The 17,102-nt window shown below is 72.5% G+C and carries 18 protein-coding genes; 8 read left to right on the top strand and 10 right to left on the bottom strand.

From position 1 onward, the window contains the following. Positions 1–9 precede the first annotated feature (9 nt). The 4 genes from AB0910_RS01455 (at position 10) to AB0910_RS01440 (ending at position 3,961) form a co-directional block, all read left to right on the top strand. On the top strand, positions 10–387 hold the full coding sequence (locus AB0910_RS01455) for a nuclear transport factor 2 family protein (RefSeq protein ID WP_366742428.1): 378 nt from the start codon (positions 10–12) through the stop codon (positions 385–387). Between the two features lie 71 nt (positions 388–458). Then, the gene (locus AB0910_RS01450; RefSeq protein WP_366742427.1) at positions 459–1,553 is read left to right on the top strand and encodes a lactonase family protein; all 1,095 of its coding nucleotides are present in this window, start codon (positions 459–461) and stop codon (positions 1,551–1,553) included. Between the two features lie 9 nt (positions 1,554–1,562). Then, complete coding sequence (locus tag AB0910_RS01445; protein WP_366742426.1) at positions 1,563–2,594, top strand: amidohydrolase family protein; 1,032 nt, start codon at positions 1,563–1,565, stop codon at positions 2,592–2,594. Positions 2,595–2,614: 20 nt separating this feature from the next. Beyond that, positions 2,615–3,961 carry an MFS transporter gene (locus tag AB0910_RS01440; protein ID WP_366742425.1) on the top strand — a complete coding sequence of 449 codons (1,347 nt, stop codon included), beginning with the start codon at positions 2,615–2,617 and terminating at the stop codon, positions 3,959–3,961. Positions 3,962–3,976: 15 nt separating this feature from the next. On the opposite strand, the gene AB0910_RS01435 is transcribed toward AB0910_RS01440, so the two are convergent. The 8 genes from AB0910_RS01435 to AB0910_RS01400 all read right to left on the bottom strand — a co-directional run bounded on the left by AB0910_RS01435 (position 3,977) and on the right by AB0910_RS01400 (position 11,614). After that, positions 3,977–4,918 carry a LysR family transcriptional regulator gene (locus AB0910_RS01435; protein WP_366742727.1) on the bottom strand — a complete coding sequence of 314 codons (942 nt, stop codon included), beginning with the start codon at positions 4,916–4,918 and terminating at the stop codon, positions 3,977–3,979. A gap of 122 nt (positions 4,919–5,040) precedes the next feature. Continuing rightward, entirely contained in the window at positions 5,041–5,769 is a 729-nt protein-coding gene (locus AB0910_RS01430) for an SDR family oxidoreductase (RefSeq protein ID WP_366742424.1), read from the bottom strand. A gap of 55 nt (positions 5,770–5,824) precedes the next feature. Further along, entirely contained in the window at positions 5,825–6,568 is a 744-nt protein-coding gene (locus AB0910_RS01425; RefSeq protein ID WP_366742423.1) for a cupin domain-containing protein, read from the bottom strand. Then, a complete protein-coding gene (locus AB0910_RS01420) occupies positions 6,565–7,953 on the bottom strand; it encodes an aldehyde dehydrogenase family protein (RefSeq protein WP_366742422.1) in 1,389 nt (462 codons plus the stop codon). Before AB0910_RS01420 ends, AB0910_RS01425 begins: the two co-directional genes overlap by 4 nt. Then, a complete protein-coding gene (locus AB0910_RS01415) occupies positions 7,950–8,285 on the bottom strand; it encodes a putative quinol monooxygenase (RefSeq protein ID WP_366742421.1) in 336 nt (111 codons plus the stop codon). Before AB0910_RS01415 ends, AB0910_RS01420 begins: the two co-directional genes overlap by 4 nt. Further along, positions 8,273–9,115: an aldolase/citrate lyase family protein gene (locus AB0910_RS01410; RefSeq protein WP_366742420.1), complete on the bottom strand. Its 843-nt coding sequence runs from the start codon at positions 9,113–9,115 to the stop codon at positions 8,273–8,275. Before AB0910_RS01410 ends, AB0910_RS01415 begins: the two co-directional genes overlap by 13 nt. A gap of 67 nt (positions 9,116–9,182) precedes the next feature. Beyond that, entirely contained in the window at positions 9,183–10,505 is a 1,323-nt protein-coding gene (locus AB0910_RS01405; protein WP_366742419.1) for an MFS transporter, read from the bottom strand. Positions 10,506–10,675: 170 nt separating this feature from the next. Further along, positions 10,676–11,614, bottom strand: a complete 939-nt coding sequence (locus tag AB0910_RS01400; RefSeq protein WP_366742418.1) for a cyclase family protein — start codon at positions 11,612–11,614, stop codon at positions 10,676–10,678. A gap of 175 nt (positions 11,615–11,789) precedes the next feature. On the opposite strand from AB0910_RS01400, the gene AB0910_RS01395 reads away from it, so the two are divergent. After that, complete coding sequence (locus AB0910_RS01395; RefSeq protein ID WP_366742417.1) at positions 11,790–12,488, top strand: GntR family transcriptional regulator; 699 nt, start codon at positions 11,790–11,792, stop codon at positions 12,486–12,488. A 15-nt stretch (positions 12,489–12,503) separates the two neighbouring features. Here the strand turns inward: AB0910_RS01395 and AB0910_RS01390 are convergent, their stop codons facing one another. Both AB0910_RS01390 and AB0910_RS01385 read right to left on the bottom strand, forming a co-directional pair. Beyond that, positions 12,504–13,841 (bottom strand): MFS transporter, encoded by a 1,338-nt coding sequence (locus AB0910_RS01390; protein ID WP_366742416.1) that lies wholly within the window; start codon positions 13,839–13,841, stop codon positions 12,504–12,506. Positions 13,842–13,934: 93 nt separating this feature from the next. Next, complete coding sequence (locus tag AB0910_RS01385; protein WP_366742415.1) at positions 13,935–14,465, bottom strand: GNAT family N-acetyltransferase; 531 nt, start codon at positions 14,463–14,465, stop codon at positions 13,935–13,937. 420 nt (positions 14,466–14,885) lie between these two features. Between AB0910_RS01385 and AB0910_RS01380 the strand changes: the two genes are divergently transcribed. From AB0910_RS01380 to AB0910_RS01370, 3 genes are all read left to right on the top strand, one after another. Further along, positions 14,886–15,017 (top strand): hypothetical protein, encoded by a 132-nt coding sequence (locus tag AB0910_RS01380; RefSeq protein ID WP_366742414.1) that lies wholly within the window; start codon positions 14,886–14,888, stop codon positions 15,015–15,017. 189 nt (positions 15,018–15,206) lie between these two features. Then, positions 15,207–16,196 (top strand): amino acid ABC transporter permease, encoded by a 990-nt coding sequence (locus AB0910_RS01375; protein WP_366742413.1) that lies wholly within the window; start codon positions 15,207–15,209, stop codon positions 16,194–16,196. Between the two features lie 68 nt (positions 16,197–16,264). Beyond that, a complete protein-coding gene (locus AB0910_RS01370; RefSeq protein WP_366742726.1) occupies positions 16,265–17,014 on the top strand; it encodes an amino acid ABC transporter ATP-binding protein in 750 nt (249 codons plus the stop codon). Positions 17,015–17,102: the final 88 nt, after the last annotated feature.

Below are 17,102 nucleotides of genomic sequence, written 5' to 3'. Positions count from 1 at the left end.
GAGACGAGCATGGAAAACACCGCGCAGGTGCGCGCCAGGGAGGACGCGTTCTTCCTCGCCCAGACGGAGTCGGACGTCGCCGCACTGGACGAGATCATGTCGGACCGCCTCACCCGGTTCGTCCACACCACCGGGCTTGTCGAGACCAAGGGCCAGTACCTGGAAGGCGTCGCGGCCGGCCGCCACGCCCACGGTGCCATCACCCGCATCGCCGGGCAGACCCGCGTCCTTGGTACGGGCGCGGTCACGATCGGCGTGCTCGACATGGTGGCCCGGCCGCCCGGCGTCCCCGCCTTCACCATGCGCATCCACCACGTCCTGGTGTGGGAGCGGGAGGACAGCGGCTGGCGGCTGACGACCCGCCAGGCCACCCGGCAGCCCCTGTAGTGGCGCCGGCCGAGCCTGGAGAGTGCCCCTGCCCCTCACCCATGCCCCCACACCACCGCGAGGCGGACCAGATGAGCGATGACAGTGTGACACCGGACCGGCAGGACCGACCCGGCCGCCGCCCGCTGGCGGTCGTCGGATGCTTCACCACCGAGGAGAGAAAAGCGCGCGGCACCGGCATCCGGGTCTTCCACCACGGCGGCGGCACGCCGTGGCGGCCCGCCGGCCGGCTCGACGGCATCGACAACCCCTCCTTCCTGCGGGCCGATCCCGAGCGGAACGTGGTGTATGCGGCCCATGGTGATCTCGACGCCGTGACCGCCTGCACCGTCGACCCGGCCACCGGCGCGATCGCCCCGCTCGGCCGGGCACACTCGGCGGGCCGCAACGGTGTCGCCGTGGCACTGCACCCGTCGAAACGGTTCCTCTTCGTGGCCGACTACGCCGACGGCAGCGTGTCGACGCTGCCGCTGGCGCTTGACGGCAGCCCGCTCGACGCCACGCACCGCCTGGCGCTCCCGGGTCCCGCAGGGCCCCACCGGGTCGAGCAGAAGGCGTCGCACCCCCACGACACGGTCATGGACCCGTCGGGACGGTTTCTCCTCGTCCCCGACAAGGGCCTCGACCGCGTCTTCGTCCTGCGGGTCGACGACGGCACGGGCGAGCTGGCGGTCGTCAGTGAGGCACGCCTGCGGCCGGGCTCCGGCCCACGGCACATCGCCTTCCACCCGGTGCTGCCGCGCGCCTACGTCGTCACCGAGATCGACTCCACGGTCGTGTCGCTCGCCTGGGACGAGGCTGCCGGCGTGCTGGCGCCCCTGCACGTGGTGCCTGCGCTGCCGGACTCCTTCTTCGGGCACAGCACCGCCGCCGAGATCGTGGTCGGCTCGTCAGGACGCTTCCTGTACGTCTCCCACCGCGGAGCCGACCTGGTGGCCCGGTTCTCCCTGGACGACGGTGGCGACCGTCCTCACCTCGGGGGATGGGTGCCGAGCGGCGGCTCAGAACCCCGCTTCATGGCGCTCGCGCCGGACGGCACGCGGTTGTTCGTCGCCAACGAACAGGGCGACTCCATCGTCGAGTTCGCCGTCGACACCATGAACGGCAGTCTGACCGTGACGCGCACCGTGGCGACACCGAGCCCGTCCGCCATCGCCTTCCTCTGACCACCGGCCGTGCCGGCGCCCACCGGTGGCGCGGACGCCGACGGCGGCCACGGCACCCAGGAGATCCCCGTGAACGTCCCCTCAGGCCCCGTCGTCGACCCGGCCCTCCCCATCATCGACCCGCACCACCACCTCTGGCACGGCGCCGCCGGGCGGTACCTGGTCGACGACCTGGTGGCCGACCTGCGCAGCGGACACGACGTGCGGGCCACCGTCTACATCGAGTGTGGGTCCTTCCACCGCGCCGAAGGACCCGAGGCCCTGCGCCCCGTGGGCGAGGTCGAGTTCGCGGCCGGGGCCGCGGCGGTGGGCGCGAGCGGCCGCTACGGCCCCACCCGTTTCTGCTCCTCCATCGTCGGCTTCGCCGACCTGACGCTCGGCGCCGAGGCCGACCGGGTACTCGAAGCCCTGGTCGCCGCAGGCAACGGCCGGCTGAAGGGGGTACGGCACATCGCCGCCCACGACCCCGAGGTCAAGCAGCTGGCACCGCCCGGCATGCTGCGCGACGAGCGGTTCCGTGCCGGCTACGCCCGCCTGGCCGCACACGGCCTGAGCTTCGACGCCTGGCTCTACCACCCCCAGCTCGGGGACCTGCTCTCCCTCGCCGCCGCTCACCCCGGGACGCCCGTCGTCGTCAACCACGCGGGCGGCCCCATCGGCACGGGCGCGTACGCGGCCAGGCGCGACGAGGCGTTCGCCGAATGGCGTGCGGGGCTCAGGGCGCTGGCCGCGCTGCCCCACGTCTACATGAAGCTCGGCGGCTTCTTCATGCCGGTCTTCGGATTCGGGTTCGAGACGGCGGCCACCGTCGATCCCGGAGAACTCGCCCGTGCCGCACGGCCGATCGTGGAGACCTGCATCGAGCTCTTCGGCCCCGAGCGGTGCATGTTCGAGAGCAACTTCCCGGTGACGCGGGACTTCCTCACGTACCGGGACGTCTGGAACTGCTACAAGCTCGCGGTCGCCGACGGCACGCCGTCCGAGAAGCAGAGCCTCTTCCACGACACGGCCCGGGACGTCTACGCGATGGCCCGCACATGACTCAGGACCGGACCGGGCACATGACGGAGATCGAACAGCGCACCGTGCGCCGCGTGAGCAAGAGGCTCGTGCCCTTTCTGCTCGTCAGCTACTTCGTCTCCTACCTCGACCGCACGAACCTGAGCTTCGCGGCCCTCCAGATGAACAAGGACCTGGGCCTGACGGCCGGGGCCTTCGGGTTCGGCGCCGGCGCCTTCTTCCTCACCTACTTCCTCTTCGAGGTGCCCTCCAACCTGATGCTCGCGCGCGCCGGCGCGAGCCGCTGGATCGCCAGGATCATGGTGACCTGGGGGCTGGTCTCCGGCGCGATGGTGCTCGTGCGGGGTGAGGCGAGCTTCTACACCGTCAGAATCCTGCTCGGCGCCGCGGAGGCCGGCTTCTTCCCCGGAGTCATCTTCTACCTCGGCCTCTGGTTCCCCGCCGCCCACCGTGCCCGCATCATCAGCCTGTTCATGGTGTCCGTGCCCCTGTCCGTGGTCGTCGGGGCGCCCCTGTCGGGCGCACTGCTCTCCCTCGACGGCGCACTGGGGCTGCGGGGCTGGCAATGGGTCTACATCGTGGAGGCCGTACCGGCCGTCGTGCTCGGTGTCGTCACGTTCTTCTACCTCTCCGACTCCCCGAAGGACGCCCGATGGCTCCCCGACGAGCAGCGCGCCTGGCTGGGCGCGCGCCTGGCGGCCGAACGGGCCGAGGCGAAAGCGGATGCCGGACACGTGCCCGTCCTCAGGGCCCTCACCCACCCCCGCATCCTCGCCCTCGCCGTGGTCGACGTGGCCATCTGCTCGGTCAACACGGGGGTGGGCGTCTTCCTCCCGCAGATCATCCAGGGCTTCGGCGTACGGTCGGACGTCGGCGTCACCCTGACCACCGCCGTGCCCTACCTGGTGGCCGCGGTCGGCATGGTGCTGTGGAGCAGGCACTCGGACCGCACGGGGGAGCGGCGCCTGCACACGGCGGTCCCGCTGGGACTCGCGGCCCTCGGCATCGCGGGTGCCGTCTGGATACCGGGGGCCCTGCCCAAGATGGTGTGCCTGTGCGGGGTCATGTTCGGCCTCTACGCGATGCAGCCGGTGTTCTGGACGCTGTCGATGACGTTCCTGACCGGCGCGGCGGCGGCGGGCGGCGTCGCCGCCATCAACTCCATCGGCAACCTCGCGGGGTTCGTCAGCCCCTACGCGATGGGCTCGGCCAAGGACGCGACGGGCAGCTTCAGCGCGGGCATGCTCGGCATCGCCTGCACCGGGGTACTCGGTGTGGTCGTCGTCCTGCTGGTCGGCAGGGCCCGCGGGCGCGGGGCGGCCGGCCGCCCCGCCGACGGGGCGCGGCCGCCCGCCGCGCGAAGCGGGCAGCCGGGCGGCGGTGACTGAGGCGGCCGCCCCCGTTCACAGCGGCGGAAACACAGCGGGGTGGCGGCGGTGCGCGGTGCCCCGCAGATCCACCACCTGCTGCGGGGGCGGGGTCCGCAGCACCGTCCTGAGCAGGGCCATCGCCGCCGCCGACGGCTCCGCCGCCGCCGTCCAGTACACGGCGACCTCCCGGCTGATCTCGGGGGCCACGGGCACGACTGCCACCTTGTCGAGCCGAATGCTCTGGAGCGCCATCAGATTGATGATCCCGCAGGCGAGTCCCTGCCTGGCCATCGCGACGATGGACTGCGGCTGGTTGGAGATGTACTTGATCCGCGGGGTGACCCCGACCGCCGAGAGCAGCCGGGTGATCTCCGCGTCCTCGCTGTTGCGGCCCCCGATGATCAGCGGCTCGTCCGCCAGGTCCGCCGCCCGCACCGCGCCGCGGCGCGCCAGCCGATGGTCCTCGGCGACCACCAGGCACATCGGCTCCCGCCACAGCGGCTGGGCATGGACGGGTGTGCGGCACATCGGCCGGGGGACCGTGGGGCGGATGGCGATCGACGCCTCCTCGGAGTCGAGCACCTGGTCGAGGCCGCGTATCCGCCGCTCGACCAGCTTGACCTCGATGTCCGGGTAGTCGCGGGCGAAGTTCCGCAGGACGTGCGGCAGATACTCACAGCCTGCGCTCGGATACGTGGCGACGGCCACGTCACCCCGGGCCAGTCCCTTCACCGCAAGCGCCGCGTGGCGCCCCGTGTCCAGCTCGTCGAGCAGCGCCCTGGCATGCGGGAGGAACGCCTCACCCTCCGAGGTGAGACGGGTGGGACGCTGATGGCGGTCGAACAGCCGTACCCCAAGCTCCCGTTCGAGGGCGGTGACGTAGCTGCTCACCCGCCCCTGCGAGCGGTAGAGATGGCCGGCCGCGGCAGAGAAGCCGTGCCGGTCCACGACCGCGAGGAACGCCTCGATCCACATCGTCTGCACGGCAGCGCCGCCCCTTCCCGCCCGTCCCCGTCCGCCGCGCCCGGCCCGGCGCCGTTGCGGGGCCGGCCCGCACGCACCCGGCCGGCCCTGCGTCCCACCCCCGCGAGGAGCGCTCAGTCCTCCTCGGAAAGACCCCGCAGCTTGTACACGAGCGTGCGCACGCCCCTGGGCTGGGCGAGCACCGTCAGGACCGACTCCGCCACGTCTTCCGCCCGCAGCATGTCGGCGAGTTCGGGAGAGCGTTCCGTGCGCCCGGCCCCCGGCGCCATGGCGAACTCGGTGACCACACCGCCGGGGCACAGTGCGGTCACCCGGATGCCCGACCGGTGCAGTTCCCTGTCGAGGCCCTTCGCCAGCCCGATCTGGGCGTGCTTGGTCGCCCCGTAGACCGCCTCGTTGGCCCGCACGTCCAGGCCGGCCACCGAGCTGACGACGACGATGTCTCCCGAGCCGCGCTCCCGCATGTGCGAAACCGCCGCGCGCACGGGCCACACGGTGCCCGCCACATTGGTGTCGAGCATCTCGGCGAGCTCCTCGTCCGTGTGGTCGGTGATGCCTCCGTACCTGCCCACGCCCGCGTTGGCGACGAGGGCGTCGAGCCGGCCGAAGTGCCCGACGGCCTTCGCCACCAGCTCTCGGCCGGCCTCGGGGTCCCGTACGTCCATGGGGACGCCGACCGCGCGGTCGCCGAGCTCGCGGCAGAGCAGGTCGAGCCGCTGCCGCCTGCGGGCGCCGAGCACGACGCACGCGCCGGCGGCCGCGAGGCGCCGCGCGGTGGCCGCGCCGATGCCCGAACTCGCACCGGTGATCGCGACGACGTGTCCCTCTGGCAGTGTGTTCATCTCGTTCTCCTCGCGGACTGTTGCTGTACGGATCGGTGTTGCGTGCGGATCGTGGTCAGAAGGACCTGAGGACGTGGCGCACGTGGTGCGCCCGGGGCGGAGCGACGAGCAGCGGCATGACGAGCTCCCGCCACCGGACGAAGTCCTCACTCGTCCGGAACCCCACGAGATGGTCGTCGAGGGTGCTCCACTCGATGAGCAGCTGGTAGGAGAGGCCGTCCTCGACGGACCGCACGAGCTCGAACGAGCGGCAGCCTGCGGCCCGTTGGAAGAGGGGGGCCGCCTCGGCGACCCGGGCCTCGAACTGTTCCTGCGCGCCGGGCCGCACCTGAAGGGCCACGCACTCCGTGACGCCCTCGCGCCCGGCGCCGCCCGCCGTCCGCTGCTCCTCGTCGATGCGGGTCGCGCGCCCGCCCGCGGCCGGCGCCCGGGTCGCGTCGACCGAGGCGTACGTCCAGAAGATGCGCATCGGCCGGGACGCCGACGCGTTGCGGAAGTGGTGGGGGATGTTCGCGGGCACGAACGTCACGTCGAAGGGGCGCAGCGGCGTCTCCCGCCCGTCGATGTCCACCACGGCCTCGCCCTCGATGACCATGACGCTCTCGGGGCAGTTGTGCAGGTGGTGCCCGATCGCCGCGCCCGGTTCGAAGGCCGTGATCCCGTTGAGGAAGCCGGTCGCGCCGAGGGCGCGGTCGACCAGCGGTGTGGTGCGTGCGCCGTTGCCGCGGTCGACCGCGGGCCGCTCCTCGGGGCGCAGGACGGCCGGGGGGAAGGGCCGCCGGGGTGTGGGTCCTGTCATCGTGGCACCTCCTTGTCGTGCCGCGGTCCGATCCACAGCGTCTTGACGTTGACGAACTCCCGGATGCCGTAGGAGCCGAGTTCGCGCCCGTAGCCGGATGCCTTGACGCCGCCGAAGGGCAGTCGCGGGTCCGAGGCGACGATCCCGTTGACGAAGACCGCACCCGCGTCGATCCGCCGGGCGAGCCGCTCGGCGCGTTCCCGGTCCGATGTCCACAGCGACGCGCCGAGCCCGAACTCCGTCTGGTTCGCGAGCCTGACCGCCTCGTCGTCGCCTTCGACCCGGGTGACGGCCGCGACGGGACCGAACGTCTCCTCGTCGAAGACCGCATGGCCCGGCACCACCCGGTCGAGGACCGTGGGCGGGTAGTACGACCCCGGGCCCGGCAGTGGTTCGCCGCCGGTACGCAGCACGGCACCCGCCTCGACGCTGCGGCGCACCTGGTCGTGCAGGGCGGCCCGCAGGTCGGGCCTGGCCAGCGGCCCGACGGCCGTGGCCGGGTCGAAGGGGTCGCCGACCGTCAGTGCGCGCGCCCGCTCCGTGAAGCGCGCGGTGAACTCGTCGGCCACGGCGGCATCGACGATGAACCGCTTGGCGTTGACGCAGCTCTGGCCCGTGTTGGTGAAACGGGCCGCGACCGCGGCGTGCGCCGCCTCTCGTACGTCGGCGTCGGCGAGGACCACGAACGGGTCGGAGCCGCCGAGTTCGAGCACCTGCTTCTTGACGGCGGCCGCCGCGCGGGCGGCCACGAGGGCGCCGACCCGGGTCGATCCCGTCAGGGTGACGGCGGCGACACGCGGGTCGTCGATGAGCGGGGCCACCGCGTCGGCCTCGACCAGCAGCGCGGAGATGAGGCCGACGGGCGCGCCGGCCGCGGCCAGCACCCTTTCGACGGCGAGTGCGCACCCGGGGACGTTGGCCGCGTGCTTGAGCAGGGCGGCGTTGCCCGCTGCGAGCGCGGGCGCCGCGAAACGGAAGAACTGCCAGAAGGGGAAGTTCCACGGCATGACGGCCAGCACCACGCCCAGCGGTTCGAAGACGGCCCTGCTGTCGGCCGCGTCCGACGCCAGGGCCTCGTCGGCGAGGAACCCCGGCGCGTGCCGTGCGTAGTGGTCGAGCGTGACGGCACACTTCTCGACCTCGGCCCGCGCCTCGGCAAGGGGCTTGCCCATCTCCAGGGTGATCAGCCGGGCGTGGTCCTCGGCGCCCGCCCGCAGGACCCGGGCGACAGCGCCGAGCAGTTCCGCGCGCCGGGCCACGGGAGTGTGCCGCCAGGCGCTCTGCGCCGTCGCGGCGAGCGCCACCCTGCGCTCGACCTCGGCGCTGGTGTGCGGGGCGTACCTGCGCACCTCTTCGCCCGTCGCGGGGTTGACGGTGGCTATCACGCGCCCACCCCGTGCTGTCCCTGCGCCCCCGCGGGTGTGCCCGCCTGCGGCACCAGGGTGCGCACCGACCGGCTGCCGTCGATCACGCACCGGCGCTCCACGGCCTTCCACCGCTCGTAGTGCGGGGTCGAACGGTGCTCCTCGGTGAAGGCCCGTTCGTCGCGGTACTGCTCGTACAGCACGAACGCCCGCGGGTCCTGCGGGTCCTGGAGCACGGTGAAGGAGAGGCAGCCCGGTTCGGCCTCGGACGCCCGGGCGTTGCGGGCGATCTCGCGGTGCACCTCCGCGAGGGACTCCTCGCGGGCGGTGAAGGACACGATCACGACGAACACGGGGAGCCTCCCGCCGCCGGCCTGCCCGCGGCCAGGCCACGCAGGGAGTCCATCGTGTCACGGTAGTAACTGAGCAGGATGTTCCGCTCGTTGGGGTAGACGACGGACCGCATCCCGCGGGCGAGCATGTCGGCGGCGTCCTCCAGCGAGGAGCACAGCGTGCCGCAGGCCACCCCGTGGCGGTCGCAGGCCGCGACCACGGAGTCGATCGCCGCGAGAACCTCGGGGTGGCGTGTCTCCAGGGGATGGCCGAGGTCGGTGGAGAGGTCGCCCCTGCCCACCTCGACGAACCCGATGACGCCCTCGGCCAGCAACTCGTCGAGGCGCGCCACCCCTTCGGCGCTCTCGACCTGCGCGGCGATCAGCACCTGGTCGTCCACGGCGGCCTTGATCCGGGCGCCCGGGCCGCCCCGGTAGTCCTGGGCCGCCGACTGGGCGGTCGAACCGCGGTTGCCCGCGGGCGGGTAGAGCGCCGCGTCCCGCATGCGCCGTACCTCCTGCGGGGTGGTCACGTCGTGGAACATGACACCCATCGCGCCGATGTCGAGGACCCGGCCGACGACTCCGGAGTCGAGTGAGTACGGCCGGACCACGGGGGTGATACCGCATGCCCTGGCCATCTCGCACATGTCGCCGACGCTCTCGAAAGAGAGGCTTGAGTGCTCCATGTCGATGAACACGTAGTCGCAGCCCGCGGCGGCGGCGATGCGGACGATGGCCGGTGTGCGCATCGAGTCGAGCCACACGCCGAAGACGTGTTCTCCGCGGGCGAGTTTGTCCTTCATGGTGTTGCGCGTGGCGAGGAGTTCCGGCGGTCGGGAGGTACTCATGGGGCTTCCTTTCTGAGGGGGACCCGGACGGCGGTCCTGGGCGGCGGAACGCGGGGCCGTGGTGTGCTCACACCAGCTCGGCCGCGCGCGCTGCCTTGGGCGTGAGCAGCGCGCCGACGAGTGTGCCCACGCAGGTCAGGGCCGTGAAGAGGCCGATGAGCCAGGTGTGCGGCGGGCCGCCGGCGGCGAGCAGCAGCGAGCTGGCGATCAGTGGGGTCAGGCCGCCGCCCACGGCGCCCGACAGCTGCCAGCCGAGGGACACACCGGTGTACCGGGTGTTGGTGGGGAACAGCTCGGAGTAGAAGGACGGCGCGATCGAGAAGATCATCGACCAGCACACGTACATGAACAGCCAGCCGGCGTAGAGCCCGGCCGGGGAATGCGTGTTGATCAGCGGGAACACGGTGAGCGCACTCACGCCGAGGAGGACAGCGCCGATCGAGCACAGCCGTCGGCGCCCCACCCGGTCGGACAGCGCGCCGAAGCCAAGGATGAAGGGGATCGAGACGGCCTGGCAGATGATCGCGGCGTGCAGGACGGTGTCCGTCGCGTAGCCGATCTGCACGGCGTACGTCACCGAGAACGTGAGGAAGATGGAGCTCGCGGTGAAGGGGCCGATGGTGATCAGCAGTGCCTGGGCCACACCGCGCCTGTTCTTGTGCAGCAGTTCGAGGAGCGGCACCCGGGCGTGCAGGTCCTTGTGCTCCTGCGCGGCGCGGAAGACCGGGCTCTCCTCCAGCCGGAACCGCATCCACAGGCCGAGGCCCACCAGGAGGGCTGCGGCAAGGAAGGGCAGGCGCCACCCCCAGGACATGAACGCGGCCTTCGGCAGGGACTCGACCCAGGTGAAGACGAGGGTCGCGATGACGGTGCCGGAGATGGAGCCGAGCTGGGAGATGCTGCCCCACAGGCCGCGCTGCTCCGGCCTGGCGAACTCCGAGGTCATGACCGACGCGCCGCCCCACTCGCCGGCAGCGGCGAGCCCCTGCACCACTCGCAGGAGGACGAGGAGGAGGGGCGCGACCAGCCCGACCTGGGCCGCGGTGGGCATCGCACCGACGAGGACGGTGGCGAGCCCCATGAGCAGTGCGGTGAGCACGAGCACCCGCTTGCGCCCGAGGCGGTCGCCGTAGTGCCCCCAGATGACCGCGCCTATCGGCCGGACGATGTAGCCGGTGGCGAACGTTCCGAAGGACGCGATGATCCCCAGCCAGGACGGCACGTCGGGGAAGAAGATCTTGGCGAAGATGAGCGTCGAGGCGACGCCGTAGATGTAGAAGTCGTACCACTCGATCGCGGTGCCGAGGTAGCCCGACAGGTAGACCGTGAACTGCTCACGGGCCGAGGGCCTGGTGACGTGCCCCTTCGCGGCGCTGTGACCGACATCCATGGTGATGCTCCTTACTGGTGCTCCTTTGGACCAGCGGCGGCTCGTTCGTGCTCAGGGGAGGTGGGGGCACCCCGCGCCACGCGGCGCGCGCATGCTGTGTGAAGGCCCTGTCCGCGCCCTCCCAGAAGAAATAACATACTATCTGGGGGCGGGGAAGGGGTCCCGCGCCGCTACATGATGGCCACGGGGGAGACGGGCGAGCCCACGGACCGGCTGACCTTGAGGCCGAGACCGCTGAAGAAGAACTCCCAGCGGCCCTCCGACGCGCAGACCCCGGAGAGCTCCTCCAGGTCGAACATCTCACCGAGGGTCATGCCGAGGTCCCTGATCAGGACCATGTGCACCGGCAGCCCCGCGCCCGGCTCCACGCTGGGCTTGACCTCCACCGCCTGGTTGTCCGCCGCCACGGCTGCCACCTGCCGCTTGTGCAGCCACGCGCAGCAGGAGACGCCGAGTCCCGGCACGGCGTCGCTCACGTAGGGCACGCCGAGCGAGGGATCGAGGAAGTGGCGGTACCACCCCGTGCGGACGAGCAGGATGTCGCCCGGACGCACCTCGACATCCTGCGCGAGAGCCGCCGCGTCCAGGTCGTCCGCGGTGATCTCCTCCGAGGCGCCGAGGCTGGGGACGCCCTTGAGGCGGGCGATGTCGAGCAGCACCCCGCGCCCGACGAGGCGGCCGACGACCTGGTCCGCGGAGTTCCGCGTGGCTCCGGCGGAGGCCGTCACCGCGGTGGCCGGCACGCCGTTGTAGAGCAGCCCGTCGTATCCCACGTGCGCGAGGCTGTCCCACTGGGTGGCGCACTGCAGCGGCATGACGACCATGTCGTCGGAGACGATCTGGCCGCTCGGCGTCGCACCGTCCGTGGGCAGCTGCGTCATGCGGTGGATGGGGTTGAATCTTCCGTTGGCCCCGGTCTGGGGCCCTTCGTCGCCGAACGGCATCCCCAGGTCGACGATCCTCCCGGTGCGGATCAGGGCGGCGGCCGCCCTGCGCGTCTCGTCGGTGAGGAGGTTCGCCGTGCCGAGCTGGTCGTCCTCGCCCCAGCGGCCCCAGTTGCTGAGTCGGCGGCCGAGTGTCTTGAATGCGTGGCTCGTGGTGGGGGGCAACGTGACACCGTCCTTGGTCTGCGGATCGTGCGGGGCTCTGCGCTGCCGGGCCCCGCAACGGACTCTGCGGAGGCGTCGAGTCCTGCGGGCTCATCCGGCTCCGATGACATAACATGTTATCTATGGACCGTATAACTCGCATAGGGTGACGGTCAACGAGTCGGAGGTGACTGCGGTGTCAGGTGAGGAACCCGTCGACGGGGGCTACGGGCTCAAGGTGCAGAACGCCGCGGACCAGATCCGCCACAAGATCGCGGTGGGGGAGTTCAGGCCGGGCATGCACCTGCGCCAGGACCAGACGGCGCTGGCGCTCGGTCAGTCGCGCGTCCCGGTCCGCGAGGCGTTCAAGATCCTCGTGGCGGAGCAACTGCTCATCCACCACCGCAACCGGGGCCACTTCGTCACCGAGCTGACCCCGCGCGAGATGGCCGACATCTGCTGGCTGCGGGAGTCCCTGGAGGCCGAACTCGCCAGGACCGCCGGGCGTATCCCCGCACGGGACATCGAACGGCTCGACGAGATCAACGGAGAGATCGAGTCCCTCATCGACACCGGCGCGGTGTGGCGCAGGGTGGAACTCGACGAGCGGTTCCACGAGATCCTCTGGCGCCTGGCGGACCGCCCCGTGCTCTTCCACGAGGTCAAGCGGGTCGCGGAGCGGCAGCGGCCGTACCGGGTGCTGATGTCCGAGCGCATCCCCGAGCGTGACCGCGCGGCGGCGGCCGAGCACCGCGAACTGCTCGACGCCCTGCGGCAGGGGGACTTCGCCCGCTACCGAGCGCTGCTCGTGGTGCACATCTCACGCGCAAGGGAACTCGTGGGGCTGCTCGAACAGGACCTCGCGGAACGGAAGGAGGACCCCGGCGAGGCGTGATGCGGACGCGCGCGGTCAGCGCTCCAGCGTCCCGTGGGCCGTCTCCGGGAGCCTGGCGTACACCAGGGCGGAGACCAGGCACAGCACCGCCACGTACCAGGGGAACCAGCCGGCGTGCCCGGCGTCGGCGAACCAGGTGCCGACGTACGGCGCGGTCCCGCCGAAGAGGGCCACTGTCAGGGAGTAGGGGAAGCCGATGCCCGCGGCGCGCACCCGCGCGGGGAAGACCTCCGCGTTCACGGCGGCGGCGACCGCCGTGTACCCGGTCAGCAGGACCATGCCGGCGCACTGCACCAGCAGCAGCGACCAGAAGCCCCCGCGGAGCAGGTGCAGCAGCGGCACGGCGAGCACGGCGAACCCGACGGCGAAGGCGATCAGCGGCGGCTTGCGGCCCACGCGGTCGGAGAGGATGCCGCCGAGCGGCTGGAGCACCGCGAAGAAGGCCAGCGAGATCGTGCCCGCGGTGAGCGCCGTCCCCTTGCCGACACCCGCGTTGACCGTCGCATACGTGGGCAGGTACGTCGTCCACGTGTAGTAGGCGATCGTGCCGCCCGCGGTGATCCCGCAGATCAGCAGCGAGGCGCGCGGGTGGCGGCGCAGCGCCTCGAAGAGACCGGGCCGCGCGGCCCCCGGCGCGGGCGCGCTGCGGGTCTCCACGGCCCCGCGCCTGATCCAGAAGCCGACGAGCGCGATGACCGCGCCGAGGAGGAACGGGATCCGCCAGCCCCAGGACGCCATCTGGCCCTCGGTCAGGTTGCCGGCGAGCAGGGCCGCGATGCCGGATGCCACCAGTTGGCCCACGGTCGTCGACACGTACTGGAAGCTGGAGAACAGCCCGCGCCTGCCCTCTCCCGCCGACTCCACGAGGAAGGTCGTCGACGCCGCGAACTCCCCACCCACCGAGAGGCCTTGGACGAGCCGGGCCGCCACGAGGACCACCGGGGCGAGCAGCCCGGACGCGGCGTACGTCGGTGTCACGCCGACCAGCAGGCTGCCGCCGCCCATCAGCAGGATGGTGAGGGTCAGTGCGGCGCGGCGGCCCCGCCGGTCCGCCACGGCCCCCATCAGCAGGCCGCCGACGGGCCGCATGAAGAACCCCACGGCGAACACCGCGAAGGCGGAGAGGAGCGGCACGAGGGAGTCGCCTGCGCCCTTGGGGAACACCTGGTCGGCGAAGTAGACCGCGAGGAACGAGTAGGCGTACCAGTCGTACCACTCCGCGGCGTTGCCGACGGAGGCCGCCGCCAGCTGCCGGACCGGCAGCCGCGGCCGCCCCGCACGCTCCGTGCCGACTCCCGCGGCGGGGCCGCCGCCCGCCAGCTGCCGTCCGGCGTCCGCCGGCCCTTCACCCATGTCGTCAGCGCGCCCCTCGTCGGTACCGCGCCGCGGGACCCGTGCGGGCGCCGCGGCGATGACTGCCGGACCCCTTTCCCGCCGGCGGCCGCTTCACACCACGCGCCGGCCGGTGTACGGCGGCGGTGCGAGGTCCTTCGTGAACGGCAGCGGGCCGATGTCCTCCGGATCCGCCGACAGGTCGAAGAGAGGCGTGTAGCCGGCGGCGAGATACAGGGCGCGTGCCTCCGGCTGGCGCGGGCCCGTGGTGAGGTAGACCCGGGGGTAGCCCGCCGCGGCCGCCGTCCGCTCCAACTCGGCGACCACCCGGCGGGCGAGACCCCTCCTGCGGTGCGCCGGGTGCGTCCAGATCCGCTTCAGCTCGGCGGTCGACGCGTCACGGCGGCGGTACGCGCCGCCGGCCACCGCGGCGCCCTGCTCCAGCAGCAACAGCAGGACCCCGTGCGGCGGTTCGAACTCCTCGGCCGGATAGCGCGCCAGTTCGGTGTGTGCGTCCTTGCCGTAGCGGGCGGAGTACTCGTCCCCGAGCTGGCGCAGCATCGGGGCCACCAGCGGATCCGAGGCCCGCACCCGCACCCAGGCGGCGTCCTGGGGGTTTGCGGGCACGGAGGGCGTCGTGGCCATGGGAAAGGGAACCTTCCTGCGGGAACGCGCGGACAGGGCGCGGCCGCCGACCCCCGTGCACGGGCTCCAGGACGGGTGCGCGGGCACACGGCGAGCGGTGGACGGGGCGGCGAGGGGCAGACGGAGCGCGGGCGGCTGAGGACCTGGAGGGTGGCCGTCAGGCGCTACACGCCGCGGACCACACGCGACCGAAGTCGATGTGCCCGCGGGTGACCAGCGCAACTCGCCTCTGCATGGCGTCAGTCGACCACCCGCGCCGCGCCGCGTCAACCGCCGTCCTGAGGGGTGGGACGCGGGGTGGGCACGCGGGCCGCACCGCGCCGCGCACGTTGACACCGATCCGTTCCCCGTGCCTAACTGAGGGCCCGCCGGGCGTCTTCGGCGGTGGGAGCACACGAGACCGGGGGCGGGTGAGAGGGCATGCGCACAGCGGCTGACGAGGCCATGTGGCGCTGCCACCGCTGCTTCTCCGCGGTCCTCGACCGCAGCGTCGACCTGCTCCGCGTCAGCAGCGCGCTCTGTCGGCGCCGCCCCGCCACGCACCGCGCCTGACCCGGCGCCCGCCGCGGGCGCGCGGGTCCGCGCACCGTCCTCACCACCCGGGCCCGTGCCGCTCGCACGGCACACCGCCGAGCCGCGCCCGCACGGCAACGGCCTCCCCGCACGGCTGGTTGCCGCCGCACTCCGGCTGCCGCGCGTCCCCGTCCACGCCCTCCCCTCACCGACTCCGCTGGAGCCCCCATGAGCGAGCCACCCGCGCCCGTCACCGCGGCGCCCGTCACCGCCGCGCCACCGCGGGGCGACGGCCCGGCGCGGCCCGCCGCCGCACAGCGCGTGCTGCCGCAGCGGCGCCCCTGGCGCTGGGCCGCCACCCTCGTCGTGCTGGTGCTCGCCGCCCAGATCGCACACGGCCTTGCGACCAACCCGTTCTACCAGTGGGACCGGTTCTCGTACTGGTTCCTGCGGCCCTCGATCCTCGGCGGCCTGCTGGTCACACTGAAGGCGGCCGCGTACAGCGCGGTACTCGGCCTCGCCGGCGGCATCCTGCTCGCACTGGGCAGGCTCTCCCGCAACCCCGTTCTCCGCGCTGTCAGTTGGCTCTACATCTGGCTGTTCCGCTCGGTGCCGCTCATCGTGGTGCTGCTGTTCCTGTACAACTTCTCCGCCCTGTACAGGACACTGAGCCTCGGCATCCCCTTCGGGCCCGGCTTCGTCCACTTCGACGAGTCCCACCTCGCCACCGACCTCGTCATCGCCGTGGTGGGACTCAGCCTCAACGAGGCCGCCTACGCCGCGGAGGTGGTGCGGGCAGGGCTGCTCTCGGTCGACCAGGGGCAGCACGAGGCCGCGGACGCCCTCGGCCTGCCGCGGCGCCACCAGTTCACCCGCATCGTCCTGCCGCAGGCGCTGCGCGCCATCGTGCCGTCCTACGTCAACCAGCTGATCGGCCTGGTCAAGAGCACCTCGCTGGTCTTCTACGTCTCCCTGCTCGACCTGTTCGGACAGGTGCAGAACATGGGCAGCACCTTCCCCGGCGACGTGGTCCCGCTGCTGCTGGTGGCGACGGTCTGGTACGTGATTCTCACCAGCGCCGTATCCGTCGTCCAGTACTCCGTGGAACGCCGCTTCGCCCGCGGTGCCCTGCGCACCCTGCCGCCCACCCCGCTCGCCAGGCTCCGCACCGCGGTGCGCACCCTGCGGGCCCGCACCGCCCCGGGAGCCCCCGCGTGAACACACCAGCCGCGCCCGCATTCCGCGAACACACCGCGGCCGCCGCAGCCCCGGCCGCCCCCGCCGCCGTGGAGGTGAGCGGCGCACACAAGTGGTTCGGGCCCCACCACGTGCTCGACGGGATCGACCTGACGGTCCCCGCGGGGCACGTCACCGCCGTGCTCGGTCCCTCGGGCAGCGGCAAGTCCACCCTGCTGCGGGCCGTCAACCACCTGGAGAAACTCGACGCCGGACACGTCGAGGTCAACGGCGAACTCATCGGTGTGCGCCGGCAGGGCCGCAGGCTGCGGGAGCTCGCGCCCCGCGCCATCCGCGCCCAACGGGCCCGCATCGGCTTCGTGTTCCAGGGCTTCAACCTCTTCCCCCACCTGACGGCCGCGGAGAACGTGGCAGCGGCGCCCGTCGCCACCGGACGCAAAACCCGCGCCCAGGCGCAGGAGCAGGCCCGCGAACTCCTCGCGGGCGTCGGGCTCGGCGACAAGGGGGACGCCTACCCCCGGCAGCTCTCCGGCGGCCAGCAGCAGCGCGTCGCGATCGCCAGGGCGCTCGCGCTCGAACCCGGTGTGATCCTCTTCGACGAACCCACCTCCGCGCTCGACCCGGAACTCGTCGGCGAGGTGCTCGCCGTGATCTCCGCGCTCGCCGAGGGCGGCACGACCCTGATCGTCGTGACACACGAGACCGGCTTCGCCCGCGAGGTCGCCGACGACGTGGTCTTCCTCGACGGGGGCCGCATCGTCGAGCAGGGCCCGCCGGAACAGGTGCTGGTCGACCCCGTCCACGAGCGCACCCGCGCGTTCCTCAGCCGCGTCCTCTGACCGCGCCTCGCACGGCGGTCGCACCGCGTCCCGGCCCACCGCACCCGCCCGGCGGGCGTCCCGCCCGCCGCGCCCCTTTCCGCCTTTC

It is taken from the genome of Streptomyces sp. NPDC047002 (assembly GCF_040704505.1).
Lineage (GTDB): Bacteria > Actinomycetota > Actinomycetes > Streptomycetales > Streptomycetaceae > Streptomyces.
This window is presented reverse-complemented; position numbering and strand designations above follow the sequence as displayed.